Source organism: Glutamicibacter sp. FBE19, from assembly GCF_015524875.1.
Classification (GTDB): Bacteria; Actinomycetota; Actinomycetes; order Actinomycetales; family Micrococcaceae; genus Glutamicibacter; species Glutamicibacter halophytocola.
The window spans coordinates 45,337-68,989 of sequence record NZ_JACKQN010000009.1 but is presented as its reverse complement, the minus strand read 5'-3'; the positions used below and the strand labels follow the sequence as shown (position 1 = coordinate 68,989).

Genomic DNA, 23,653 nt, shown 5'->3' with positions numbered 1-23,653 from the left:
CCCATGATGAAGGAAAGCCCGATGAAGGACCCTGAAAGGAAAACCCGCGATGAGCACCACGCTGACCGATACCCTGCAGCACTGGATCAACAACGCCGCCTACTCCGCCAACGAGCGCACCGGCAACATCTACAACCCGGCCACCGGCGAGATCACCCGCACCGTGCAGCTGGCTTCCAAGGCCACCACCGAGGTGGCCATTGCCGCGGCCGCCGAGGCCTTCCCGAAGTGGCGCGACACCTCGCTGGCCCGCCGCACCGCGATCATGTTCAACTTCCGCCAGCTGCTGGCCGAGCGCAAGGGCGAGCTGGCCGCCATCATCACCGCGGAGCACGGCAAGGTGCTCGACGACGCGCTGGGCGAGGTAGCCCGCGGCCTGGAAGTGGTGGAGCTGGCCTGCAACGCCCCGTACCTGCTCAAGGGCGAATACTCGCAGAACGCCTCGACCGGTGTTGACGTGCAGTCGCTGCGCCAGCCGGTCGGCGTCTCGGCCATCATCTCCCCCTTCAACTTCCCGGCCATGGTCCCGCTATGGTTCTTCCCGGTGGCCATCGCCGCCGGCAACGCCGTGGTGCTCAAGCCTTCGGAGAAGGACCCGACCGCATCGATCTGGCTGGCCCAGCTCTTCGCGGAGGCCGGCCTGCCCGAGGGCGTGCTGAATGTGGTGCACGGCGACAAGGAATCGGTGGACACCCTGCTGACCGACCCGCGGGTCAACTCGGTATCCTTCGTCGGATCCACCCCGATCGCCCAGTATGTCTACTCCACCGGCACCGCCCACGGCAAGCGCGTCCAGGCCTTCGGCGGAGCGAAGAACCACATGCTGGTGCTGCCCGACGCCGACCTGGACCTGGCCGCCGACATGGCCGTGAACGCGGGCTTCGGGGCGGCCGGCGAGCGCTGCATGGCGATCTCCGTGGTGGTGGCGCTGGAATCCATCGCCGATGAGCTGGTGGCCAAGATCGCCCAGCGCGCCAAGACGCTGCGCGTGGGCGAGGGAACCCGCGGCTGCGATATGGGCCCGCTGATCACCGGCGAGCACAAGGCGAAGGTGGCCGGCTACATCGACGCCGGAATCGAGGCCGGGGCAGAGCTGGTGATCGATGGCCGCACCGGCACCGTGGATGCCGACGGCGAGGGCTTCTTCCTGCACCCGACCCTCTTCGACAAGGTCGGCACCGGCATGTCCATCTACACCGATGAGATCTTCGGCCCGGTGCTCTCGGTGGTCCGCGTCGAGTCCTTCAACGACGGGATCGACCTGATCAACTCCTCGCCCTATGGCAATGGCACCGCGATCTTCACCAACGACGGTGGAGCGGCCCGCCGCTTCGAGGACGAGATCCAGGTGGGCATGGTCGGGGTGAACGTGCCGATCCCCGTCCCGGTGGGCTACCACTCCTTTGGCGGCTGGAAGGCCTCGCTGTTCGGCGACCAGCACGCCTACGGCCCGGAGGGCTTCAAATTCTTCACCCGCAACAAGGTGGTCACCAAGCGCTGGCTGGATCCCAGCCACGGTGGCATCAACCTCGGCTTCCCGCAGAACGACTAGGAGCATCATGAGCGAGCAAGCAATCGCACAGGTCCAGATCACCGAAGAGCAGATCGCCGCCGGGCGCCGCGCCTACGAGCTGGACCGCGAGCATGTGTTCCACTCCTGGCAGGCGCAGGGCCCCTTCGACCCGATGACCATCTTGAAGACCGAGGGGTCCTATGTGTGGGACGGCGAGGGCAACAAGCTGATCGACCTGTCCAGCCAGCTGGTGAATACCAATATCGGCCATCAGCACCCCAAGGTCATCGCGGCTATCGTCGAGCAGGCAGGCAAGCTGGCGACCATCGCGCCGCAGCATGTCAATGACGCGCGTTCCGAGGCGGCCCGGCTGATCGCCAAGCACACCCCGGGCGAGCTGGACAAGATCTTCTTCACCAATGGCGGGGCGGATGCGGTGGAGCATGCGGTGCGCATGGCCCGGCTGCATACCGGCAAGCACAAGGTGCTTTCGGCCTACCGCTCCTACCATGGCGGCACCCACCTGGCGGTGAATATCACCGGGGATCCGCGGCGCTTCGCCTCGGATCATGCCAGCGACGGGGTGGTGCGCTTCTTCCCTGCCTACCCCTACCGCTCCTACTTCAACTCGAGCACCTTGGAAGAGGAAACGCAGCGGGCGCTCAAGCACCTGGAGGACACGATTCTCCTGGAGGGCCCGGGCACCATTGCCGCGCTCATCCTTGAGTCGATTCCGGGTACCGCCGGCATCTACCTGCCGCCTCCCGGATACCTCCAGGGCGTGCGCGAGCTGACCAAGAAGCACGGCATCGTGTATATCGCCGACGAGGTCATGGCCGGCTTCGGCCGCAGCGGCGAATGGTTCGCGGTGAACCACTTCGGCGTGGTCCCGGACCTGCTGACCTTCGCCAAGGGCGTGAACTCCGGCTACGTGCCGCTGGGCGGGGTGGCCATCAGCCCGCAGATCTTCGAGACCTTCCGGGAGAGGGCCTATCCTGGCGGGCTGACCTACTCGGGCCACCCGCTGGCTTGCGCCGCGGCCGCAGCCACCATCACCGCGATGGAGGACGAGGGCATGGTGGAGAACGCCAAGCGCTTGGGCGAGGAAATCATCGGGCCCCGCCTGGCACAGTTCGCCGCCGATCACCCGTCGGTGGGCGAGGTGCGCGGCACCGGGGTGTTCTGGGCCATCGAGCTGGTGAAGAACCGCGAGACCCGTGAGCCGCTGGCAGCCTATGGCGGCAGCAGCCCGGAGATGAACCAGGTGATTGGCGCCGCGAAGAAGGCCGGCTTGCTGCCGTTCGCCAACTTCAACCGGCTGCACGTGGTTCCGGCGATGAACATCCAGGACGAGGTGCTCATCGAAGCGCTGGATCGCCTGGAGCAAGCGCTGATCGTCGCTGACAGCTTCGTCGAATAAGCACCTGGCTGGCAGGAAGGCATGAGCCTTCCTGCCAGTTTTCTTTTTGCGGGAGGACCATGATGATTTCAGAAAGCAGCCAGCAGCTCTTGGACGCCCATCCCAGGGCTTCGGTTGATCCGGATGACCGGGCACGGGCCAGCGTGGATCGCTCGGGGTTCATCCCGCAAAGCTTCGCCGACGGGGTGATTTTCGCCCAGGACGTGGATGACGTGGTGCTCACCATGAAGCTGGCCCAGGAACACGGCGTGAAAATCGTCCCGCGCGGGGCAGGCACGGGCCTTGCGGCAGGTTCCTGCGCCCAGGCTGGCGAGGTGGTGCTGGACCTGTCGGCGATGAACCAGATCCTTTCGCTGGATCCCGTGCAAGGGATCGCGGTGGTCCAGCCCGGAGTTATTAACGCGGCGGTGAACCAGGCAGCCTTGGAGCACGGATTGTTCTATGCCCCGGACCCGGCCAGCACCGCTATTTGTTCCATCGGCGGCAACATTGCGACGAATGCCGGGGGCATGTGGTGCGCCAAGTACGGGGTGACCCGTGAATCGGTGCTCAGCTTGCTGGTGGTGCTGCCCGATGGGCAGCTGCTGCGCACCGGGCGGCGCACCATCAAGGGCGTGGCCGGCTATGACATGAATGCGCTGATGATTGGCTCGGAGGGAACCTTGGGCATTGTGGTCGAGGCGATGCTGCGGTTGCGCCCGAAGCCGAAGCACACTGCCACCCTGGTCGCCTACTTCCCCGATGAGTCGTCGGCGGCCTTGGCGGCTTCAGCGGTGGCAGCCGCCGGACTGACACCTTCGGTGCTGGAACTCATGGACGGCAAAACACTCGGCGCGGTGGATGCCGCTTTGGGAACCGATCACCACAACCGCGGTGGTGCGCTGCTGCTCGCCCAAACCGATGGCTACGGTGCGCACTTGGAAATGCAGGCGTTGCAGGAGGCCATCGGGCCATTAGCCGGGCACAGCGAATTGGCTGTAGACCCGCAGCATGCCGAAGCTCTGCTCGAAGCCCGGCGCCAGGCCATCCCCAGCATGGAAAAACTGGGTACGGTGTCGATCTGCGATATCGGAGTCCCACGCAATCGGCTAGCCGAGGCGATCCACGGGCTGCAGCGGATCGAAGCCGAACGCGCTGTATCGATTTTCATCATTGCCCACGCGGCTGATGGAAACCTCCATCCGATCATTATCGTTCCACGCGGGCAGTCGATTACTTCAGGAGCCCCCAAGGCAGCCTTGGCGGACATGTTCCATCTGGCCAAGGATCTGGGCGGGACGTTGACCGGCGAACACGGCATCGGCTTGCTCAAGCAGGACTGGCTGGCCGAAGAACTGGGAGAAACTTCGTTGCAGCTGCAGCGCCGGCTGCGTGCCGTCTTCGATCCGCAGGGAATCCTGAATCCTGGCAAGGCGATCTAGCCTGGCTTCCGCCGCCTGACTGGGCACAGCCCGGCCAGGAACCAATACCTTTGGATAGATTTTGGCACGGCCATCGTTGTTCCGATGGGTGCTGCTGCCTCCTTGGCTCCCATGCGCCGATGCAAATCCTTGCGCGCGATCGTCGCTGCACGCTCAAATGGCCGTCCGGGCAATTGAGCGTGGAGCTGCTGCCGGCTGCACTGCCGTCGGTTGCGGCAACCATCGCATCCTCAATGACGCACCGCGTAATGATCAGCTAGCAGTGAATCTGGGCACCAACAGCTATCGGAGTTATGAAATACTGATCAACAGAGTATTTAGTGCCGTTAACTTGTGGAAGGACGACAATAATGATGGGAAATGGTGCGCCAGCTGGCGATCCGTTCCAGCCGCATCTGGAATGGGGCCTGAAAGCCTCGTTCGTGGGTTATATTTCTTCCCTTGCTGACGGACGCATCGAAGCAAGCAATGGTGTCTGGCAAGCCGGCAACTCCTTGGTCTTCCCCGCATCCCCGGCAACTGATGTCCCGGATAATGAGGTGTGGTTCAACGGCCACGTGTCCTTCTCCGGACACGGAGGCATGATGAAGCTGGACCTGATAGAGCCTCGCGTGGAAAACCAGGATGAAGCCATCACGCTCACCATTGGTACGGCTAATGGTCGCGTTGCGATCGCTGAACTCACTGAAACTGCCGTCTCGCGCGCTTTCGGCTTGGTCAAGACCCGTTTCTCTGCTGTCCTCACCGAGGATGGCTCGAAGCTTTTCAACGGGCAGTATCCTGCAGGCCAGCAGCTCGAAGATCTGGAGATAGTGCTCCGCGGCTGATCCGCCCAAGCCAAGTGCCAAAAAACATGGATCAATTAGATAATGGTGACTCAAGCGTGAACCCATTAGTGCCTAATGCCTACGAGCTCATCGTGTTCTATATCGTTCCGGTGCTCTTTGTCATCGCACTGGTCGTTGTCATCGTCCTCGTGGCCCGGGGCCGCAAGTCGACAACCGTGGAATTCGTTGCTGATGATGAGACGGATTCAAGAGGCGAATAGCCGCAACGCCTGACATAGCTGATGCCAGCACCAAGGTCTTGGTGCTGGCATCGGCTATTTGGCGTTGCAGTACATTGACCCTCAAGCATCAATAGGCGGCTACTGGCGCGAGAACTCCGAGGCCCGCGCAATCTGCTCATCGCTCAGCGAGTGCCCGGTGTACTTCTCGAACTGGGCGGCGGCCTGCAGTGCGATGACTTCCGCGCCGGTGATCACCGGCTTTCCTGCCTTCTGGGCGGCCAGGATCAGCGGAGTCTGGCTTGGGAAAGCGACAACATCAAAGATGGCTTCAGCAGCGGCAATGTGCTCATCGGAAAATGATTGGACGTCGGCTTGCGCCCCATCCATGCCTAGCGGAGTCACGTTGACCAAGATCTGGCTTCCAGGTGCTGGATCAGCAGCAGCAAACTTGTAGTTGTACTTCTGAGCCAGCTCTTGGCCGGCTTTTTCGTTCCGGGCCAGCACGGTGAGATTCTCAAAGCCAGCATCGCGGAACGCTGCGACAACAGCCTTGGCCATTCCTCCGGATCCACGGACCAGGACGCTGTGGCTCGCATCCAGCTCGTGGCGCTTGATCAGCGTCGCAATTGCTTCAAAATCAGTATTCGAGGCCACCAGGCGGCCGCCGGTGTTCACGATGGTGTTGACCGAATCGATAGCCGCGGCAGAAGTCTCGATCTCATCGACCAGCTTCATCACGTCTTCCTTAAAAGGCATGGAGACCGAGCATCCACGAATTCCCAAAGCACGGACTCCAGCAATGGCGCCTGCCAAATCATCGGTGGAGAAAGCCTTGTAAATGAAGTTCAGCCCCAATTCTTCATAAAGGTAGTTGTGGAAACGGGTCCCGAGATTTGATGGTCGCCCCGACAACGAGATGCACAGGGACATGTCTTTATTCAAGATGGGCACGAGTAATTCTCCAAAGCTTGTTCGCAGTTCACCACCCAATATACGTGTCCGGGTACTTGAAACTCTTCAATTGCCCGCCCTGTGGCTGCTCGGCCAGTGCCCCTTTTACCGCCGTAGCCAATTCGCTATGCTCGGGTCCATGACCAAGGATTCGGAAGCAGGACCGTTCTACCACGGCACCAAGGCGGCATTGGGCCCCGGCGATTTACTGTCCGCTGGTTTTCCCTCGAACTATCGACCCGAGATCCTCATGAATCACATCTATTTCACGGCGTTGCCCGACGGGGCTGGCTTGGCTGCGCAGATTGCGGCACATGACGGAACTCCGCATGTGTATGAGGTGGAGCCGACCGGAGAATTCGAAGATGATCCTAATGTCACCGACAAGAAGTTCCCGGGAAACCCGACCCGCTCCTACCGCAGTTCCAGTCCATTGAAAGTTGTCCGCGAAATCCATGATTGGACGCGGCTGCCTCCTGATCAGCTGCAAGCCTGGCGCGAACGCATCGCAGCGATTGCAGAAAGCCCCAAAGGCGACATCATCAACTAGCCCTATATGGGGAAGTGGCGGTGTTCACAGGTCCCGGCTTGGGCCCGCGAACACCGCCACTTCTCGTTTTCTCCTGAGCTTGTCAGCCCTTGATGATCTGCGGCTGTGCCAAGGACTTCAGCCCGTCAAGGCCGAATTCCAGGCCGTAGCCCGATTGCTTGGCACCACCAAATGGAATGCGCGGATCGATGGTGCCGTGGGAGTTGATCCACACGGTCCCCGACTCAATCTGGGCTGCTACTTCCAGGGCCTTGTCGCGGTCGCTGCTCCAGACCGAAGCGCCGAGGCCGACTTCCAGGGAGTTGGCGTGGGCAACTGCTTCAGCACTGTTTTTGACCTTGATGATCGGCAGTGCCGGGCCGAATTGTTCTTCGGTCACCAGCCGGTTGTCCGGGTCGATGTCGGCGATGAGCGTTGTGGGGTAGAAGTAGCCCTTGGCCTGCTCATCCGGGTTCGCACCGAGCAATACGGTGGCTCCCGAATTCACAGCGTCCGCGACGAGTCCTGCGACGATGTCGTACTGCGCCTTGTTTTGCAGGGGACCCAGGACATTGTTCTCGTCCAAGCCAACGCCCATCGGCATGGCCTTGGCTACCGCGGTGAGCTCGGCGCACACCTCGTCGTAGATGGATTCGGGAACGTAGAGCCGCTTCAAGGCAGCGCAGGTCTGGCCGGTGTTGATGAAGGCACCCCAGAACAGGTCCTGGGCGATGGCTTTTGGATCAGCGTCTTCCAGCACGATGCCGGCATCATTTCCGCCCAGTTCCATGGTCAGTCGCTTGACCGTGTCTGCGGAAGAACGGATGATCGCTTTTCCGGTGCGGGTGGACCCGGTGAACATGATCTTGGCAATGTCTGGATGGCCGGAGAGCTTTTCTCCCACTTCGCGCCCACCGGCGACTATTTGCAGGACGTCGGCTGGAAGCACTTCATTCAGGATGTGCACCAGTGCCAGGACCGATAGCGGCGTGTACTCGCTGGGCTTCATCACCACCGTGTTGCCCATGCGCAGCGACGGTGCCAGCTGCCAGATGGAGATCATCACTGGCCAGTTCCACGGACCGATGGCCCCGACCACACCCAGCGCGCGAAAATGCTTTGCGGCATAGGTTTCGCCGTCATCCACGATCACTTCTGGCTCTACCTCATAGGCGGTTGCTGCGCGCAGCCATGCTGCTGCCCCTCCCACCTCGAATCGGGCATTAGGGCCATTGAGCGGCTTGCCCTGCTCGCGGGAGAGCAGTTCGGCCAAGGCTTCAGCGTTAGCCTCGATATTGTCCGCAGCGGCATTCAGCAAGCGCTTGCGTTCAGCGTGTCCGAGCTTGTCCCAGGCAGGCTGGGCAGCCTTGGCCGAAGCGACCGCGGCATCCAGGTCTTCGGCGGTCTGCTGCTCGACCCGTCCCACGAGTTCCCCGGTGGCCGGATCGAAAATTTCGGTTCCGCCGGTGGCGGGCTGGATTGCGTCCAATAGTTCTTGGGCGTTGGCGTATGCCATGGTGCAACTCCTTTGTTGTGCTTTTACAAGACGGATAGTTCTGTTGCCGGCTGGGATCCCTTGCCGGTTAGCCTGATGATTGCCGCGGCCAATGAAGCCAGTACCCCGGGGATGATGACGATGCCTTGGAGCGCGTATCCCAGAAGGCCCGGGTCTTCAACGCCGAGCAGGATATCGAAGTTGATGATGATCTGGGCGAAGACGTAGAACAGCGCGATGCCTGAAATCGATGGCGCGATCACCCGGGTGACCAGCGAGTCGTCGGTTTTGCGCCGCGCAAAGTATCCGATGACAGCGAAGGATGTCAGCGCCATCAGCAGCACCAGGCCAAAGGCCGCGGAATTGGTCATCCAGGTGAACATGGTGAACACGATGTACATGGGTTCTTGGCCGCGCGATGCGATGGCGAAGGCAATGATCACGATCAGCCCGAGCACCGACTGGGCCATCGATCCTGCAATCGGCGCGTGAGTGGTTCGCGAGGTGACCGCCAAGAACTTCGGCAGGGCGCCACCACGGCCCATGGAGTAGAAATACCGCGCAATGACATTGTGGAAGGCCAGCAATGCGGCGAACAGGCTCGTGATGAACAGGATGTTCGCAAGATCCACGAACCACGTTGGGGCATGGGCTGCGAAAAAGACGAACAGCAGATCCGGGCCATTCTCGGCCGAGGCGGCGATGACGTTGTCTGCCCCCTCGCCTACCGCTACCGCAAAGGCGGAGAAGGCGTAGAAGCAGGCGATAATGACGATGGCGATCATGGTGGCGCGCCGTGCCGTTCGCTGCGGGTCCTTGACCTCTTCGTTGTAGATGGTTCCCGATTCGAAGCCCATGAACGCCGCAATGGTGAACGCCACGACGGCACCCATGCCCGGGGCCAGCGCGTCGGAGAAGTTGAAGGCGGTTTCCGGTTGCGGCGCCTGTGGTGCCAGCGCAAAAGCCATGATGTTGTAAACGACAACGACCAGGAATTCGGCGGCAACGATGATCCCCAGGACCTTCACGGAGAAATCCACGCGGTTCATGCCGAGGAACCCGACGGCGGCCCAGGCCACGAGGGCCATGCCCCACCACGGAATTGCCGTGTTGAACGTGGCATTGGCGAAGGAAGCCGCCGCGAATCCGAACATTCCATAGATGCCGATTTGCATCAGGTTGTAGCTAACGAGCGCCACCATTGCGGCCCCGACTCCTACGATCCGCCCCAGCCCTTCGGCCACATAGGCGTAGAAGGCCCCCGCGTTGGGGATATGCCGGCTCATGGCGGTGTAGCCAATGCTGAAGACCAGGAGCACCGCCCCGATGAGCAGGAAGGACAGCGGTACAGAGCTCATTCCGGTCACCGCGTAGTTTGTGGTGACGCCACCGGCCACTGCCGTCAACGGCGCGCTGGCCGCAATGATCATGACCACCAGCGCTGGCACCGTAAGAGTGCGTTGTTCCAGTGCCATAAGATCCCCCAAAAGTGTTGATTGTGCTCTCTTCAGGATCTACGGCGCGGGAGGATTCGCATTGTCATTCGGTGCAGCCTCATTGCTTCCCCGCGCAGGGCTGTGCGCCACGTCTCATTGCCCGGTGCGGTATTTGCCCGGAGTGCAGCCGAATTCCTTGGAAAACATCCGGCTGAATCCGGCCGCATCGGCGATGCCCACCCGCGCGCCAATTGCCTGGACTGATTGCGCCAACAGCAGCGGGTCGCGCAGCAAACGCGAAGCTTCGGTGAGGCGGCGGTGGCGGATGAGCGCAGCGACGCTATGGGGTTGATGCTCGAACAAGGCGTGCAAGCTGCGGATCGAGATGAAGTGCGCCGCCGCGATTTGCGCCGGCCCCAAGTCGGCGTCGTTGAGATGCTCATCAATGTAGCTGGTGATCTTCTCGCGCTGCTGGGCCTTGGTGTCCGCAACGGTATCGATTCCCAGCACCCCGCCGAGTGCCGTGGCAAGCAGATCCACGGTATTGCGGGCCAAGGGGTATCCCCCGTATTCGTCCCATTGCGCAAGATTGGCGCCAAGGTGGTTCATGAGCGGGGCGACGGTCCCGGAGAGCGGATGGTTGTTCTTGAGGGCCAGCGCGGTCACCTGCCCGACCTGCTGGGTTGAAAGCTTGAATTGGCCGTGCGGAATCAGTGCGACAACGACGGTGGCAGGCTTTTCGAAGGCCAGCGTATAGGGACGCTGGGTGTCATAGATGGCCAGGTCTCCCGGGGCGAGCACCGTTTCACGCCCGTCCTGAACCAGCAGGCCATAGCCGTCGAGCTGGTAGGAGACTTTGTAGAACTCCCCATCCCCGCTGTTGGTCAGATCCACGGTGCGCTGCACCGCGTGGGGCCTTGCGTGGATGCGCATCAGGCCGATGTCGCCGAGCATGTTCACCCCGAGGGACGCGGTGAAGTGGCCACCGGTCACTTGTTCGCTGCGCAATTGCACGAAGGCATCAGAAATGAGCCGCGACCACGCGGTAAATGAGTCGACGTGCTGGATCTGATACATGCGTTCCCTCCCCCATTGACGCTTCCAAGGTGCGGGGCATCACATTTGAGGGTACGCTCGGCCGCGAAGATTGTCACTATTTTCTTCAACCCGAGAATATTGCTGGGAATTCTATCGGGCGAAGGAGTCGAGCAGGTCCAGCTGGTACTTCAGTTGTTCTTCCAACAGGACAGCGGTATTGACTTCTGCATCCAACACGCTGCTGGCCTGGGCACCCAAGAGGAAGTTGATCAGCGCATCGCGGGCCATCAGGGTGCGCGCGTCTGCTGCGGGGAAAATTTGCTCCAGCCAGCCATCGAGCATGCTTCGCCATTGGTCCATCGTCGATGCATTCACGACGGCCAGCTTGGGATCGCCTAGCGCCAGATGCCAGAAATGCACGGCAATGCGCGCCTCGTTCCGCCGCAGTTCATCGAGCGGCAGCACTTCCCGGGCGAACGCTGCAATGGCTTCCAAGCCCTGCATGCCTGCCGCGTTCTGCTTTATGCGCTGGTTCGTTGCGTCCGCCACGAAGTTGAAGGTCGCCACAAGCAGCGCATCGCGCGTCGGGAAGTACGGCTTCAGCGCTCCGTTGGCGTAACCAGCGGCAGCGGCCAAGTCACGCAGATTCAGCTTCTCGATACCTTCGCGGGCGATGAACTTCCAAGTGACCTCTACGATCTCTCGGCGGCGCTGGTCATGATCAACGATTTTTGGCATAGCTCAAGCCTAGCCATTTTAAAATTTTTGTTCCCAAAGGGTTGCGCCCCGCAGTGCCGCTCCGTATTCTCTACATTCATAGAATAATAATTGATCTACATCACATTCAAAGGAGCCCAGCTCGTGACCATCACCGCAACGACAGATTTCACTTTGCTCAGTGAAGCGGAAATCTCTCTGGCCAAAGAGCTTATGGTTGAAAACCAACTGTTCGGCGACAACACCCGTATCGCCTACCTGGGCTTGGAAGACCCACAGCACTCCCGGCCCGGCCGGCATGTCCGAGTCATGCTCCTGGACAAGCTCACCAACTCGCCACGAGACATCGTGCTGGATCTGGGCAACCGCAGCGTGGTGTCGATCATCGATCTCGACCCGTCCAAAGTGGGCCAGATGCCGGTGCTGCTTGAAGAGTTCGAAATGGTCGAATCCATTCTCAACGCTGACCCCCAGTGGGTGGCCGCCCTAGCCAAACGCGACCTCACCACAGCTCAAGTACGCGTTGCCCCGCTTTCCGCAGGTGTCTACGATGACGAGTATCCAGAGGAATCCGGTCGCCGCATCCTGCGCGGGCTCGCATTCCGCCAGGACTTCGCCGAGGATTCAGCCTGGGCCCACCCGGTGGATGGACTCGTGGTTTACATCGACACCATCGCCCAAAAAGTTGACCGCCTGCTGGATCTCCAAATCGTCCCGGTACCCGAGACCCATGGCAACTACACCGATCCCGAGCTGACCGGCCCGACGCGCACCACGCAGAAGCCCATTGAAATCACCCAGCCAGAGGGCGCCAGCTTCACCGTCGCCAACGGCAACCACGTGGAATGGGAAAAGTGGTCTCTTGATATCGGATTCGACATGCGCGAGGGCCTGGTGCTCTACAACATCGGCTTCAACGACAAGGGGGTCGATCGCCGCATCCTGGACCGCGCCTCCATCGCCGAAATGGTGGTCCCCTATGGAGACCCATCACCGGTGCGCAGCTGGCAGAACTACTTCGACACCGGAGAATACCTGATCGGCCGGCTGGCCAATTCGCTGGAGCTCGGCTGCGATTGCCTGGGCGAAATCCACTACATTTCCCCCGTGGTCACTGACGGCGATGGCAACGCCCAGACGATCACCAACGGCATTTGCATGCACGAGGAAGACGCCTCGATTCTCTCCAAGCACGCAGATGACTGGTCCGGCGTGAAGTACACGCGTCGCAACCGCCGATTGGTGATCAGCTTCTTCACCACCGTGGGCAACTACGATTACGGCTTCTACTGGTACCTCTACCTGGACGGCACCATCGAATTCGAGGCCAAGGCCACCGGCGTTGTCTTCACCTCGGCCATGCTCGACGAGCGCTTCGCATCCGAGATGGCGCCAGGGCTCGGCGCACCTTTCCACCAGCACATCTTCGGCGCCCGCCTGGACTTCGCCTTGGACGGCGGCCCGAGCCGGGTCATTGAGGAGGAAGCGGTACGCCTTCCCATCAGCAAGGAAAATCCTCGCGGCAACGCCTTCACCCGCAGCCACACGGTGCTGGGCACCGAGCAGCAAGCGGTGCGCGATAACAACCCAACTGCCGGCCGCACCTGGGTGGTGACCAACCCTGAATCGAAGAACTACCTTGGCAAGCCGGTAGGCTACAAGCTCATGTCCCAGGGACTGCCAACCCTGCTTGCCGCCGACGAATCCTCGATTCATCGACGGGCCGAATTCGCTTCAAAGGCGCTTTGGGTAACCAAACGCGATGCTTCGCACCGCTACCCCACCGGTGATTTCGTCAACCAGAACCCTGGGGTCGATGGCATCGGTTCGTGGATTGAAGACGACAAGAATATCGATGGCGAGCAAATCAGCATGTGGCACACCTTCGCCTTGACCCACTTCCCACGCACCGAGGACTGGCCAATTATGCCGGTTGACACCGTGGGCTTCACCATCCGCCCCGAGGGCTTCTTCGACCGCTCCCCGGTGCTAGATGTACCAGCCCCCGTCCAGCACGGATGCTGCTCCACCAAGGAAACCGATGGTTGCTGCGGCGATAGCGCCTAGCCCTTCCCGGCGGCTGATCCCTGCACATCGCGTGCTCGGGTCAGCCGCCTTGGGGTTGGGCCTCGCGCATCTGGCCAGCATTGCTGTTCTGCCGCATTCGCTGTGGTGGATGTCCATTCTGCTGGTCATGACCCTCTGGTGCACCAAATGCGCCTGGGGTGTTTGGCGGGGCGCCCCGGCGCAAAAGCTGCTGGTGATGAGCGCCCTGATGGGGATGCTCCATATGGCGATGGCTCTGGGCCTGCCATGGATGGGCGAACATCATCATTCAGCGACGGCGCATTCATCCGCGCACGGAAATCTCATGCTGCTGCTGGCATTGCCAGAATTCGCCGTGATGTTCTGGGCGGCAATTCTGTGTCATATTCAGCGAAGCCGGTTGTCGCTTTCCGGCAATCTATTGACAGGCGGAAAAGCTCAAGTTTAGATAAGTAATGAATCACATTCAATTTGCGGATCTTCTGCCGAGAAGAGGGATAAGCCTTGATCGCCGACTGGCTCTCAACTGGCATCCTGCGTGCCCAGCAAACCGCAAAACCCCAGGGCCCCATGGTTGTTCCCCTGGATCAATAGCATTCTCACAACTCCGCTATTAATCCAGGAAAGAACCCATGAGCACCCAGCATCAAATTACTTTCGACCGGCATGAAGCAGAAGTCCCTTCATCTCTCATTGCCGAATCACTGGCATCAGCCAAGCACACCAGTTATTGGCTGGACAACGAACATCGTCCAGAACCCAGTGCTTCGCTGCACGGTTCAATCACCGCAGAATTGCTAATCGTCGGTGGTGGATACACGGGCCTGTGGACCGCGTTGCAGGCCAAGGAGCGGGACCCGCAACGGCAGGTGGTTCTCATCGAAGGCCAACGCATCGGCTGGGCCGCGTCCGGACGCAACGGAGGATTCTGCGAAGCGTCGCTCGTGCATGGAGAAGCCAACGGAGCGAATCATCTCCCCAAGGAAAATGCGCTGCTTGCCGGGCTTGGAGCGCAAAACCTTGATGAGTTCGAGGCTGCCGTTCAGAAGTACGCCATGGACGTCGACTTTGTCCGCCAGGGTTCCCTGAGCGTGGCTACCGAGGCCCACCAGATTGCCTGGGCCAGGGAAGAAGCCGAATCATCCGGGGTAGATTTCCTCGACCAGCAGCAAGTCAAAACCGTCATCAATTCGCCGGATTTCTTGGCTGGCGCATTAGACCACCAATCCACGGCGCTGGTGCATCCAGCCAAGTTGGCATGGGAGCTTGCCCGGGTTTGCCGTGAGCTGGGTGTGGAATTCTACGAGCATACCCATGCTCTGGAAATCTCTGATGCCGGCGACACAGTCCAGGTCTTGACCGCTGGCGGAAGCATCATGGCAGAGCGAGTCGCCCTGGCAACCAATGTTTTCCCATCCCTGCTCAAGCGCCACCGGGCCCGTATCGTCCCGGTGTACGACTACGCCCTGATGACCGAGCCCCTGACCGAAGAGCAGCGCGCGGCCATCGGCTGGGAGCAAATGGTTGGATTAGCCGACATGAATAATCGCTTCCACTACTCGCGGCCAACAATCGATGCCCATGGGAACTTCCGGATCCTCTACGGCGGGTACGATGCCGTGTACCATTTCGGCAGAAAAGTGCGTTCAAGCTACGACAGCAATCAAGCGACCTTCAACAAGTTGGCGGCGCACTTCTTTGGCAGCTTCCCGCAGTTATCCGGCGTGAAGTTCTCCCACGCTTGGGGCGGGGCCATCGACACCTGCTCCCGCTTCTTCTCCTTTTTCGACCTCACCCATGGCGGCAAAGTCGCCTACTGCGCCGGGTTCACCGGGCTGGGAGTCGGCGCGACCCGGTTCGGCGCCAAGGTCATGCTGGACTTGCTTTCCGGGGAAAAAACCGAATTGACAGAACTGGAATTGGTCCGCACCAAACCCATTCCCTTTCCACCAGAACCGGCCGCATGGCTGGGAGTCAAAATCATGACAAACCATCTGGTCAAGGCGGATCACCACGAAGGCAAGCGCTCCGTATTCTTGAAATTCATGGACAAGATCGGGATGGGGTTCGATTCCTGATGACAGATTTCCTTCCAAACCCTGAGAGCGAAAAGCTGCTTGAGCTCCCCATTGCCCTCCAACCGATAGAAACAGGGCAGCGCATCGAGGGACGGATTCCTGCAACCACAGGATTCCAACAAGTCAGCACCGTTGGCGAAGCTGAAATCGGAGTTTGGGAAATGTCGCCCGGCTCCATGCAAGATATCGAAGCCGACGAGTATTTTGTCGTGCTCTCCGGCCGCGGCAAGCTGCAAATTCTTGGCAGCGGCGGTTTCAGCGCGCAGGAAATAGAGCTGGCCACCGGCACCGCTGTGCGCTTGAAGGCCGGCATGCATACCCGGTGGGACGTGACCGAAACACTTCGCAAGATCTACTTCACCCTCTGAGCATCCACAGGAGCATCGCCATGGATTACTACAACCCAACTCTGGGACATCAGTTCATCAACGGAGAGCAGGTACTCGGCCAGGGACCTGTCCTGCCGCGGGTCTCCCCCGCGACCGGTGATAAATTGCTCGACGTTGATACGGCGAGCGCGGAACAGGTGGACCAAGCGGTACAAGCCGCGGCACGGGCGTTTAAGACCTGGTCCGCGCTGACACCGGCAGAACGCTCTGACCATCTGCTGGCCTTCGCCCGCGAGCTCCAGGCGCATGCCGGCGAGCTGGCCCAGGTGGAAACGGCGCAGACCGGCAAATCCATTCGGATGTCCACGGAGTTTGACGTCCCCGGAACGATCGACAATGTGAACTTCTTTGCCGGCGCCGCCAGAAACCTCCAGGGCTTGGCTGCTGGCGACTATGCAGGGAACACCACCTCGATGATCCGCCGCGAGGCTATTGGCGTCATCGGCTCGATCAGCCCCTGGAACTATCCATTGCAGATGGCTGCCTGGAAGGTGCTCCCGGCCATCGCCGCGGGAAATACCATCGTGCTCAAGCCCAGTGAGCTCACTCCCGGCACGTCCATGCTTTTCGCCAAGGCCGCAAGCGATTCGGGCTTGCCAGACGGTGTTCTCAATGTGGTGGTCGGCGATGGCCCTTCCGTCGGGGCAACACTGGTACGCCACCCTCTGGTGAAGATGACCTCGTTCACCGGTTCCACCGCGGTAGGGCTGAAGATCATGTCGATGGCCGCTGAACGCGCAAACCGCGTGCACTTGGAGTTGGGCGGCAAGGCGCCATTCATCGTCTTTGACGATGCCGATATCGAGGCAGCGGCTCACGGTGCGGTGGCCGGTTCCACAATCAATTCCGGCCAGGATTGCACGGCGGCGACCCGCGCCTATGTGCACTCTTCAGTTTTCGACAAGTTCACCGCGCGGGTGGCGCAGCTGATGGATGCGATGGTGGTTGGCAGTCCCTCAGATCCCGACACCGATATGGGTTCGCTGATCAGCGAAGCGCATCTGGAAAAGGTTTCGGCGATGGTCGATCGCGCCAAGCAGGACGGCGCGCAAATACTGGCCGGTGGCCGGCGCGAGGAACGCCCCGGGTTCTACTATCGCCCAACACTGGTCATCGGTGCCGCCCAGGATTCAGAAATCGTCCAGCACGAAGTTTTCGGGCCGGTCCTGGTGGCCCTGCCGTTCGACGATGACGAGCAAGCCATGGATCTGGCCAATGACACGCCCTACGGTTTGGCTGCCAGCGCGTGGACGAAGAATGTCGACCGTGCAATGAAGGCCAGTGCGCAGATCCAGGCCGGCTGCGTGTGGATCAATGAGCATATCCTCATCGTTTCGGACATGCCCCATGGCGGCTACAAGGCTTCAGGCATGGGCAAGGATATGAGCCAGTACTCCTTTGACGAATACACCAATGTGAAGCACGTGATGCTCTCCCACGATCCGGCGCCTCACCGCCAGTGGCAGGACACCGTTTTCAAACAGCGCTAAAAGTCCGGCTACAGACCGGAGAACAGCTGGTTCAGCTTTTTCGTGGCCATCCCGGGCTCGGTGGTGGCGAAGAAGTACTGGGCCAGTTGTTTTTGCTGGCCGGCTACTCCGCTGGCAGCCAGTTTTGCTACCCGGTCCGCCAATCCGTTGGCGTTGCCAAGGTGCTGTTCCATCGGCAGCCCGTCACGCAGCTTGCTCGGGCGATCGGCGGCGAGCAGCAGCGGAATGTTCAATGCCACGGCGTCGTAGGCCATGGCTGAAGTATCGCAAATGGCCACGTCGGCCCAGACCAGGGATTGCGAAGCGTCGGGAACGGGATCCATGGTCGACTCGAACCTCGACTGCAAAGCAGCCACGGTCTTCTTGGCTTCGGCCAGGATATCGCCGGTTTTCGGATGGGGGCGGAAACGCACGTCGAACCGGTCATCGTTGACCAGCTGCGCAAGGATCCGTTCGCCCAGCCTCATTACCGAGGAATAGGCCATCGCCGAAGAATCGCCTTCCCATGTTGGCGCGTAGAGGACCCGGATCTTCTCTGAGGGTCCTTCCAATTCCAAGGCATCAAGTTGCGGCCGCCCGATCTGCACGAGGTGCGAAGAATCGAATCGAGAGATGTTTTCACAGATGCGATCCACCGCTGCGGGTCCGGCAACACAGGCATAGTCATAGGCCTTGAGCTGGTTGGAAACCATCGAGGCCTTTTCGCTCTCGCCATGGTTCAGATGAATATGCGCTGGCCCGTTGAAGCGCAGCATGGTGAAGTTCCGCTGGGCATTGTTCACGTAGCTGATCGACTTGGTGTTCCACTCGCGCAGCCTGGACTCGATTTGCTCCATGGAACGCGTGAACAGCAGGGGCAGTGTGCTGGAGTTCAATGCCTGCCGCGCGCTGAGTGAATCCATCAATACCAGGCCGATGCTCAGGCCTTGGGCGGCAAGACGCTCAAAGGTCCCCAGCCAGACACCTAGTTGGTAGAACTGGCCGGGGCCTTCGGCAAAGAAGATGACATGGTCGGCTTGTTGTATTTCCCTTTGGCCTTGCGCTATTTCAGCTCGCACCGATCGCTCGGCGATCAGGGCGCGTGCTTTACCTGTCGCCTGAGTAATTTGGGAAGGAATCAATGCCATACATGTAGTCTACGTACCCGCTAGCCATTGATCGCGGAAGCCAAGTTGGAAATGTTGGATTTCATCCAATCCAGGTAGCTTGAATCATCCTGGATGGTTTCTGCGAAATCGACGACTGGCACCTTGCCGGATTCAGCATCCTTTTTCAGCGCCTTGGTCTCATTTCCCTCGGTCTGCACGTTGTAAGCGAGGACGTCGGTATTGCCGCCTTCCAACAGGTCCTGGGCCTTCTTGAGGGTCATTGGCGCAATGCCTTCCCCTTCTTCGATGGCCTCGCTCAGCCCTTCAGGCGTGATGTCCTCCATGCCTGCATCATCCAGAAGGTGGTACGGCACTGGTTCAGTCATGATGAACTTCTTGTCCTCGAGCTTGGCGTCGCGCAGCTGACTCTGCAGCTTCTTGATGCCGGCATTGAACTCTTCGGCGTTTTTCGTATATTGCTGCGCGTTGGCGGCATCGGTTTTGCCGAAGGTGGTGGCCAGCTCATCGGCCAAGGCCGACATGGAGTCCAGGTCGTACCAGATGTGCTCGTTGTAGCCGGCATGATCGTGGCCTTCATGCTCCTCATGCGCTTCCTCTTCGGCATGCTCGGCATGCTCCTCGGCACTTTCGCCTTCATGCGCTTCTTCCTCATGCTCCTTGGCAATAGGCGAAGAATCCACCGCGTGAATCAGCTGAACGCCCGAAGCCTGGTCGCTGGGCAGGGACTGGACCAGCGAATCCATGAACTGGTCGTATCCCCCGCCGTTGGCAACAACGATATTCGCTTCAGAAACGGTGAGTTTGTCGCGGGTGGTTGGCTCATATGAGTGAGGGTCCTGGGCAGCCGAGGTGATAATCTCGCTGACGCTGACGGTGTCGCCTCCCACAGCACGGGCAACCTGGCCATAGACATTGGTCGTTGCCACCACTTTGACTGCAGAGGTATCAGCTTCGCTGGCTTCGCTGCCAGTCCCGGCGCACCCGACGAGGATCATTCCCGCTGCGGGCACAGCGACGGCGGCTGCAAGCAATGAGCGATACTTCTTCATATGAGTTCTCCATCCAAACACGTTTGCTATTGAGAACAATTCTACATTACTTTTGAGAACCGTTCGCACCTAGGCGTCTGCGTTGGCGGCAAACAAGGATCGCTTGCCGTGTGCTCCGCCAGTACCGGTGGCCTTCACCACCATGACCGCTATGGCCGTCGTGACAGGAATAGCCAGTACCAAGCCAATAGAACCAATAAGTATCCGGATAACTTCCTCGGCCATCTCCCCTGAGCCCAGCGTCACACCGAATCCCTGGTTGCTCATCGCCGCTATGGCCAGGATTGGCAGCGCGGCCCCGGCGTATGCGAAGGCAATGGTGTATACCGTTGAGGCAATGTGGTCCCGGCCAATGCGCATGCCGCGGAAGAACAGTTCCTTGGCCGAAGCCCTGGGCGAAGTTTCGGCCAGCTCCCATACCGTGGCGGACTGGGTGATTGTGACATCGTTGAGCACACCCATTCCGCCGACCAGCACGCCGCAGATCAGCAGGCCAGGCAGGGAAATTTGCGGCGCCACAGTAGACAAGGTCATTGCCGACTCGTCATTAGCGCCGGTCAGCGCCGCCGCGTCCGTCAGCCACAGCGCCAATGCCGCGGTCACTCCCAAGCCAAAGAGCGTCCCCAGCAGCGCCGTTGATGTCTTGGCATTCAAGCCATGGGCAAAATACAGCGCCACGAACATGATGGCCGTGGCACCGGTCAGGCCGACCACCACGGGATTCCCGCCCTCGATCAGCGCCGGGACCATGAAGAAGATCATGAACGCGATGCCGCCAACCAAGCCGATGACCGCTCGCGCACCACGCCACCCAGCCACCAGCACGACAACTATCCCGTAGGCAATAGCCAGCAGGGTCATGGGCAAGGTCCGCACGAAGTCGACAAAGACGTAGGGACTGCCGCTGGTGGTATCTACCTTGGACAGGTCCAAATAGCGCAAGGCATCGCCGGGCCGGGCGTCCCGGGATTGCAGCATTTCAGGCGGAATTTCCATCTGGATTTCCGCCCCGCCTGACGCTGGCATGACATAGGTGACCGTGCATTCCAAGGTCTTGCCGCCCACGTCTTCCAGCCCTTGGGACGAAGGACAGGTCTCAACACCGCTCCGGGTTACGGTGCCGGTCGCCATCGTGGCACCACCAGCGGTATCCATGGAGCCATCGAGGGCGAACTTGTTGTACGTTCCTTGGGGCCATAGGACGATGACCATGACCATTGCCAGCACGCCGATAGGCGCGAGCAATGCCCACAAGATGATCGAGGCACGGCGCCGTCGTTTGGGATCCTGCAATATCGGTTCGTCATGGTGATGGTGGCCCACTGGGTCTTTCTCCAAATCAATAAAGGCGAATCGTCTGCAACAAGTCTATGAGCACCACGGTGGCTACCTTGGGATGACCGATAAATCCTCCGCAAGGTTCATGTCGCAATGGGTGATCAGCGGGAGAATTGACCTATGAGCTCGCCACACTTTCTGCAGCCCCCTGCGCCCATAGCTGCCGGGGAACAAAGTTTTCCCTTCCACCGGCTAATGCGTCGAAACCATGATTACCGCTGGTGGCGCCCGCTGGCTTTTGCCGGAACCGGGCTGGGTTTTTTTGTAGCACTGTTCATCGTCGTCATGCTGATTATCTTCGTAGTGGCCCTGGTGAACCCCGCCAATTGGGCGGCTGATCCAAATGGCGCGCCAGACTCCCTCCTCACCGAGGCAGACCTGGACATGACCTCGCCCATCGATTTCACCATCACGATGGCGTCATTGATCATCATGATCCCCGCGGTATATCTGGCCTATCTATTGCTCGGTTCCAAGCCTGTCGGCCAGTTGATTTCCGTCGCTGGAAGATTGCGCTGGCGCTGGTTCGCAATGGCCCTCGGCACCAGTTCCCTCTTATTTGCTGCCTACTTCGCCCTGAGCTTCGGCCTGACGGCCGCCGGGGTGGGAGGGCAACCTGACATGGCTGCGGTCCAGGGTCCGGCTGATCCGCTCTTTTTCGCTCTCCTGGTCATTTTGCTGACACCATTTCAATGTGCTGCCGAGGAATTGGTGTTCCGTGGAGCATTGATGCAGATCATCGGCAGCTGGCTGAAGCACCCCCTTTTTGCCATTCTCCTGCCGGTGCCCTTGTTCACCTTTGGCCATCTCTACGACGTTTATGGCCGGCTGGATGTGACGGCGTTTGCCATCGCTGCCGGCTATCTCACCTGGCGCACCGGCGGCTTGGAAGCTGCAATGGCCATGCACATTATCAACAACACCTTCTTGTTCTTGCTCGGAGCAATGGGCCAGGTGGATTTGAATGCAACGTCATCCGGTCCGATGTCCTTGCTCTTCTCGGTCCTCTTCACGGCGCTGCTGACATTTGCCCTGGTCAAGCTTTCCAGCAAGAACGACGTCGCCCGCACCGCAGGGCCAATCCCGCCCATGACTCGGCCGCCGCTACTGCAGCCCTGGCCGATGGCCCAGCCGGTGCCTCACCCGCGCCAGGCTTATTGGGCGCCACCGATGGATCCGTCCGCACCGCAGGCCCAATCGCCTTACCCGCAGGACTATCCTCCGTCTCCCGGGCACTCGTCGACGCCTCCCGCTGATCCAGCTCATGGCGCTCCCGAGAATCATGATCGCTAAGCCGTTGTTCTCCGGCTGAAAGCTGGGGCAGGTTCTGGCATGGCAATGGGCTCTTGACACGATTTTTCCTCGTGGCAAGAGCCCAATTTCATATTATTGAGGGGTCAGGGCTTCGCCCAACGCAGCAGTGCAGCAATTCCTGCCCCGTCAGGTATGACCGAATCCGGGACATATCGAATAGTCGCATCCGTCAAAGCGGTGGCCCGCAAGAGCACTTCCGGTGCCGGCCACTCACCGGCAACCAATTCTGCGTGGTCATCCCCTTCTTGATGGGCAATCCAGGGCTCGGCACTCAGGGCACGCAAGGTGTGCTCGTCCTGGTATTGCCCGACAAGCACAGTTTCAGCCTGTGCCGACTGCAACGCTGTCACCACTTCCTCCAGGCCCACGGCCAAGAGCGAACGGCCGTTGCCTGACTGCGCCGCGACTTTCGCTTCCAGATCAGCCAGTGCCTTGGACTTCACGTCCTCGATAAGCTTGGCGACCCGGGCATCAACCTGTTTTGAATCAGCACCACCAGTTCTCGTGTGCGAATCGATGACTTCCACGTAATCCCGCAAGGCCACCGGCAATTGGGCAATGACCGATTCGCGAGCCTTGATATCCCCGGAGATCACGATCAATCGAACGTAATTTTCCGCAGACATCTTTGTAATCAGCTCGGCGACTTCATCTGCGTTCCTGCGCACCATTTCGTCGGCAGCAGCCTGGGCCTTGGGCTGGTCGTATTCACCGGGCACCTTCCGAGCGTGGTGAATTTCCTCGGGCAGTCCAACAATGCCTTGGCTAGCGATGCGCTCAGGCGATGACGTGTTGTAAAGATGCACTTCGCCACCGTCCTTGCCCACTTCAGCAACCAGATAAGAGAAGGAACCACCGCGAGCACGTGCCAATGCCGTGAAATTCGGGAAAGGTCCGACATCCACCGTTGGAGTCTGGACCTTGAGCCCGGGAATGATTTCATTGAGTACAACTTCGCCGTCATGGACAGCGACGAATCTTGCAACCGGTGCTCGCAGTCCTTCGGCAGGTTCCAACGCACCAATCAATGCTTGGATATCTTCAGCCTGGGCTTGCTGGGACTTGAGCAATTTGGCGACATCCCCTGGAAGCCGATCAGCTGCTTCTTGAGCACCCGTCGTACCCAGTGAAGCATCCACGAGAGCCGTGCTCCATGATCCATTCCTTCGATAGAGCGAAGCGTCGATTCCATTAGAATCCGCGCGTAGTGCCATGCTGACTCCCTTCCGCACGCGACCCTTGGCCGCCTTGCGACTAGATCCGTGGGACTAACCTAACATCACTATTCAGTGGCTGGAAGAGGTAACCAGA

21 protein-coding genes are annotated in these 23,653 nt (G+C 60.1%); 12 read left to right on the top strand and 9 right to left on the bottom strand.

Translation table 11 applies throughout. From position 1 onward, the window contains the following. Positions 1–49 precede the first annotated feature (49 nt). The 5 genes from H6F58_RS13885 to H6F58_RS13865 all read left to right on the top strand — a co-directional run bounded on the left by H6F58_RS13885 (position 50) and on the right by H6F58_RS13865 (position 5,402). Positions 50–1,552, top strand: coding sequence for a CoA-acylating methylmalonate-semialdehyde dehydrogenase (locus H6F58_RS13885; protein WP_060702435.1), 1,503 nt, complete (start codon positions 50–52; stop codon positions 1,550–1,552). A 7-nt stretch (positions 1,553–1,559) separates the two neighbouring features. After that, positions 1,560–2,933, top strand: a complete 1,374-nt coding sequence (locus tag H6F58_RS13880) for an aspartate aminotransferase family protein (protein WP_195181985.1) — start codon at positions 1,560–1,562, stop codon at positions 2,931–2,933. A 59-nt stretch (positions 2,934–2,992) separates the two neighbouring features. After that, positions 2,993–4,354 (top strand): FAD-linked oxidase C-terminal domain-containing protein, encoded by a 1,362-nt coding sequence (locus H6F58_RS13875; protein ID WP_244652606.1) that lies wholly within the window; start codon positions 2,993–2,995, stop codon positions 4,352–4,354. Between the two features lie 350 nt (positions 4,355–4,704). Further along, complete coding sequence (locus H6F58_RS13870) at positions 4,705–5,181, top strand: HtaA domain-containing protein (protein ID WP_060702437.1); 477 nt, start codon at positions 4,705–4,707, stop codon at positions 5,179–5,181. Positions 5,182–5,237: 56 nt separating this feature from the next. Next, positions 5,238–5,402: a hypothetical protein gene (locus H6F58_RS13865; protein ID WP_194943673.1), complete on the top strand. Its 165-nt coding sequence runs from the start codon at positions 5,238–5,240 to the stop codon at positions 5,400–5,402. 99 nt (positions 5,403–5,501) lie between these two features. On the opposite strand, the gene H6F58_RS13860 is transcribed toward H6F58_RS13865, so the two are convergent. Then, the gene (locus H6F58_RS13860) at positions 5,502–6,314 is read right to left on the bottom strand and encodes a shikimate 5-dehydrogenase (protein WP_195181984.1); all 813 of its coding nucleotides are present in this window, start codon (positions 6,312–6,314) and stop codon (positions 5,502–5,504) included. Positions 6,315–6,453: 139 nt separating this feature from the next. Here H6F58_RS13860 and arr point away from each other — a divergent pair, with 139 nt between their 5' ends. Further along, positions 6,454–6,864, top strand: coding sequence for an NAD(+)--rifampin ADP-ribosyltransferase (gene arr / locus H6F58_RS13855; RefSeq protein WP_195182025.1), 411 nt, complete (start codon positions 6,454–6,456; stop codon positions 6,862–6,864). A gap of 82 nt (positions 6,865–6,946) precedes the next feature. On the opposite strand, the gene H6F58_RS13850 is transcribed toward arr, so the two are convergent. From H6F58_RS13850 to H6F58_RS13835, 4 genes are all read right to left on the bottom strand, one after another. Further along, positions 6,947–8,359: an aldehyde dehydrogenase family protein gene (locus H6F58_RS13850; RefSeq protein ID WP_146276024.1), complete on the bottom strand. Its 1,413-nt coding sequence runs from the start codon at positions 8,357–8,359 to the stop codon at positions 6,947–6,949. Between the two features lie 23 nt (positions 8,360–8,382). Further along, positions 8,383–9,813, bottom strand: coding sequence for an APC family permease (locus H6F58_RS13845; RefSeq protein ID WP_060702440.1), 1,431 nt, complete (start codon positions 9,811–9,813; stop codon positions 8,383–8,385). A gap of 114 nt (positions 9,814–9,927) precedes the next feature. Next, positions 9,928–10,851, bottom strand: coding sequence for a helix-turn-helix domain-containing protein (locus tag H6F58_RS13840; RefSeq protein WP_195181983.1), 924 nt, complete (start codon positions 10,849–10,851; stop codon positions 9,928–9,930). A gap of 111 nt (positions 10,852–10,962) precedes the next feature. Continuing rightward, a complete protein-coding gene (locus H6F58_RS13835) occupies positions 10,963–11,550 on the bottom strand; it encodes a TetR family transcriptional regulator C-terminal domain-containing protein (RefSeq protein WP_195181982.1) in 588 nt (195 codons plus the stop codon). 123 nt (positions 11,551–11,673) lie between these two features. Between H6F58_RS13835 and H6F58_RS13830 the strand changes: the two genes are divergently transcribed. The 5 genes from H6F58_RS13830 (at position 11,674) to H6F58_RS13810 (ending at position 17,532) form a co-directional block, all read left to right on the top strand. Beyond that, positions 11,674–13,596, top strand: a complete 1,923-nt coding sequence (locus H6F58_RS13830; protein ID WP_195181981.1) for a primary-amine oxidase — start codon at positions 11,674–11,676, stop codon at positions 13,594–13,596. Between the two features lie 55 nt (positions 13,597–13,651). After that, positions 13,652–14,023: a hypothetical protein gene (locus H6F58_RS13825; protein WP_195181980.1), complete on the top strand. Its 372-nt coding sequence runs from the start codon at positions 13,652–13,654 to the stop codon at positions 14,021–14,023. Between the two features lie 184 nt (positions 14,024–14,207). Then, positions 14,208–15,653, top strand: a complete 1,446-nt coding sequence (locus H6F58_RS13820; RefSeq protein ID WP_195181979.1) for an FAD-dependent oxidoreductase — start codon at positions 14,208–14,210, stop codon at positions 15,651–15,653. Next, the gene (locus H6F58_RS13815) at positions 15,653–16,021 is read left to right on the top strand and encodes a cupin domain-containing protein (RefSeq protein ID WP_186468104.1); all 369 of its coding nucleotides are present in this window, start codon (positions 15,653–15,655) and stop codon (positions 16,019–16,021) included. Before H6F58_RS13820 ends, H6F58_RS13815 begins: the two co-directional genes overlap by 1 nt. A 20-nt stretch (positions 16,022–16,041) precedes the next feature. Then, a complete protein-coding gene (locus H6F58_RS13810; protein WP_195181978.1) occupies positions 16,042–17,532 on the top strand; it encodes a gamma-aminobutyraldehyde dehydrogenase in 1,491 nt (496 codons plus the stop codon). Between the two features lie 8 nt (positions 17,533–17,540). On the opposite strand, the gene H6F58_RS13805 is transcribed toward H6F58_RS13810, so the two are convergent. The 3 genes from H6F58_RS13805 to H6F58_RS13795 form a co-directional block, all read right to left on the bottom strand. After that, a complete protein-coding gene (locus tag H6F58_RS13805; protein WP_146276036.1) occupies positions 17,541–18,659 on the bottom strand; it encodes a CDP-glycerol glycerophosphotransferase family protein in 1,119 nt (372 codons plus the stop codon). A gap of 20 nt (positions 18,660–18,679) precedes the next feature. Then, entirely contained in the window at positions 18,680–19,690 is a 1,011-nt protein-coding gene (locus H6F58_RS13800; protein ID WP_195181977.1) for a zinc ABC transporter substrate-binding protein, read from the bottom strand. Between the two features lie 69 nt (positions 19,691–19,759). Further along, entirely contained in the window at positions 19,760–21,013 is a 1,254-nt protein-coding gene (locus H6F58_RS13795; protein WP_060702449.1) for a YibE/F family protein, read from the bottom strand. Between the two features lie 135 nt (positions 21,014–21,148). Here H6F58_RS13795 and H6F58_RS13790 point away from each other — a divergent pair, with 135 nt between their 5' ends. Next, positions 21,149–22,321: a CPBP family glutamic-type intramembrane protease gene (locus H6F58_RS13790; RefSeq protein ID WP_195181976.1), complete on the top strand. Its 1,173-nt coding sequence runs from the start codon at positions 21,149–21,151 to the stop codon at positions 22,319–22,321. Positions 22,322–22,425: 104 nt separating this feature from the next. Here the strand turns inward: H6F58_RS13790 and H6F58_RS13785 are convergent, their stop codons facing one another. Continuing rightward, positions 22,426–23,556, bottom strand: coding sequence for a hypothetical protein (locus H6F58_RS13785; RefSeq protein ID WP_206693704.1), 1,131 nt, complete (start codon positions 23,554–23,556; stop codon positions 22,426–22,428). Positions 23,557–23,653: the final 97 nt, after the last annotated feature.

Coding starts and splice junctions, on each gene's coding strand:
- H6F58_RS13885 (WP_060702435.1), top strand. CDS start 50: ATGAGCACCACGCTGACCGATACCCTGCAGCACTGGATCAACAACGCC.
- H6F58_RS13880 (WP_195181985.1), top strand. CDS start 1,560: ATGAGCGAGCAAGCAATCGCACAGGTCCAGATCACCGAAGAGCAGATC.
- H6F58_RS13875 (WP_244652606.1), top strand. CDS start 2,993: ATGATGATTTCAGAAAGCAGCCAGCAGCTCTTGGACGCCCATCCCAGG.
- H6F58_RS13870 (WP_060702437.1), top strand. CDS start 4,705: ATGATGGGAAATGGTGCGCCAGCTGGCGATCCGTTCCAGCCGCATCTG.
- arr (WP_195182025.1), top strand. CDS start 6,454: ATGACCAAGGATTCGGAAGCAGGACCGTTCTACCACGGCACCAAGGCG.
- H6F58_RS13850 (WP_146276024.1), bottom strand. CDS start 8,359: ATGGCATACGCCAACGCCCAAGAACTATTGGACGCAATCCAGCCCGCC.
- H6F58_RS13845 (WP_060702440.1), bottom strand. CDS start 9,813: ATGGCACTGGAACAACGCACTCTTACGGTGCCAGCGCTGGTGGTCATG.
- H6F58_RS13840 (WP_195181983.1), bottom strand. CDS start 10,851: ATGTATCAGATCCAGCACGTCGACTCATTTACCGCGTGGTCGCGGCTC.
- H6F58_RS13835 (WP_195181982.1), bottom strand. CDS start 11,550: ATGCCAAAAATCGTTGATCATGACCAGCGCCGCCGAGAGATCGTAGAG.
- H6F58_RS13820 (WP_195181979.1), top strand. CDS start 14,208: ATGAGCACCCAGCATCAAATTACTTTCGACCGGCATGAAGCAGAAGTC.
- H6F58_RS13815 (WP_186468104.1), top strand. CDS start 15,653: ATGACAGATTTCCTTCCAAACCCTGAGAGCGAAAAGCTGCTTGAGCTC.
- H6F58_RS13810 (WP_195181978.1), top strand. CDS start 16,042: ATGGATTACTACAACCCAACTCTGGGACATCAGTTCATCAACGGAGAG.
- H6F58_RS13805 (WP_146276036.1), bottom strand. CDS start 18,659: ATGGCATTGATTCCTTCCCAAATTACTCAGGCGACAGGTAAAGCACGC.
- H6F58_RS13800 (WP_195181977.1), bottom strand. CDS start 19,690: ATGAAGAAGTATCGCTCATTGCTTGCAGCCGCCGTCGCTGTGCCCGCA.
- H6F58_RS13790 (WP_195181976.1), top strand. CDS start 21,149: ATGAGCTCGCCACACTTTCTGCAGCCCCCTGCGCCCATAGCTGCCGGG.
- H6F58_RS13785 (WP_206693704.1), bottom strand. CDS start 23,556: ATGGCACTACGCGCGGATTCTAATGGAATCGACGCTTCGCTCTATCGA.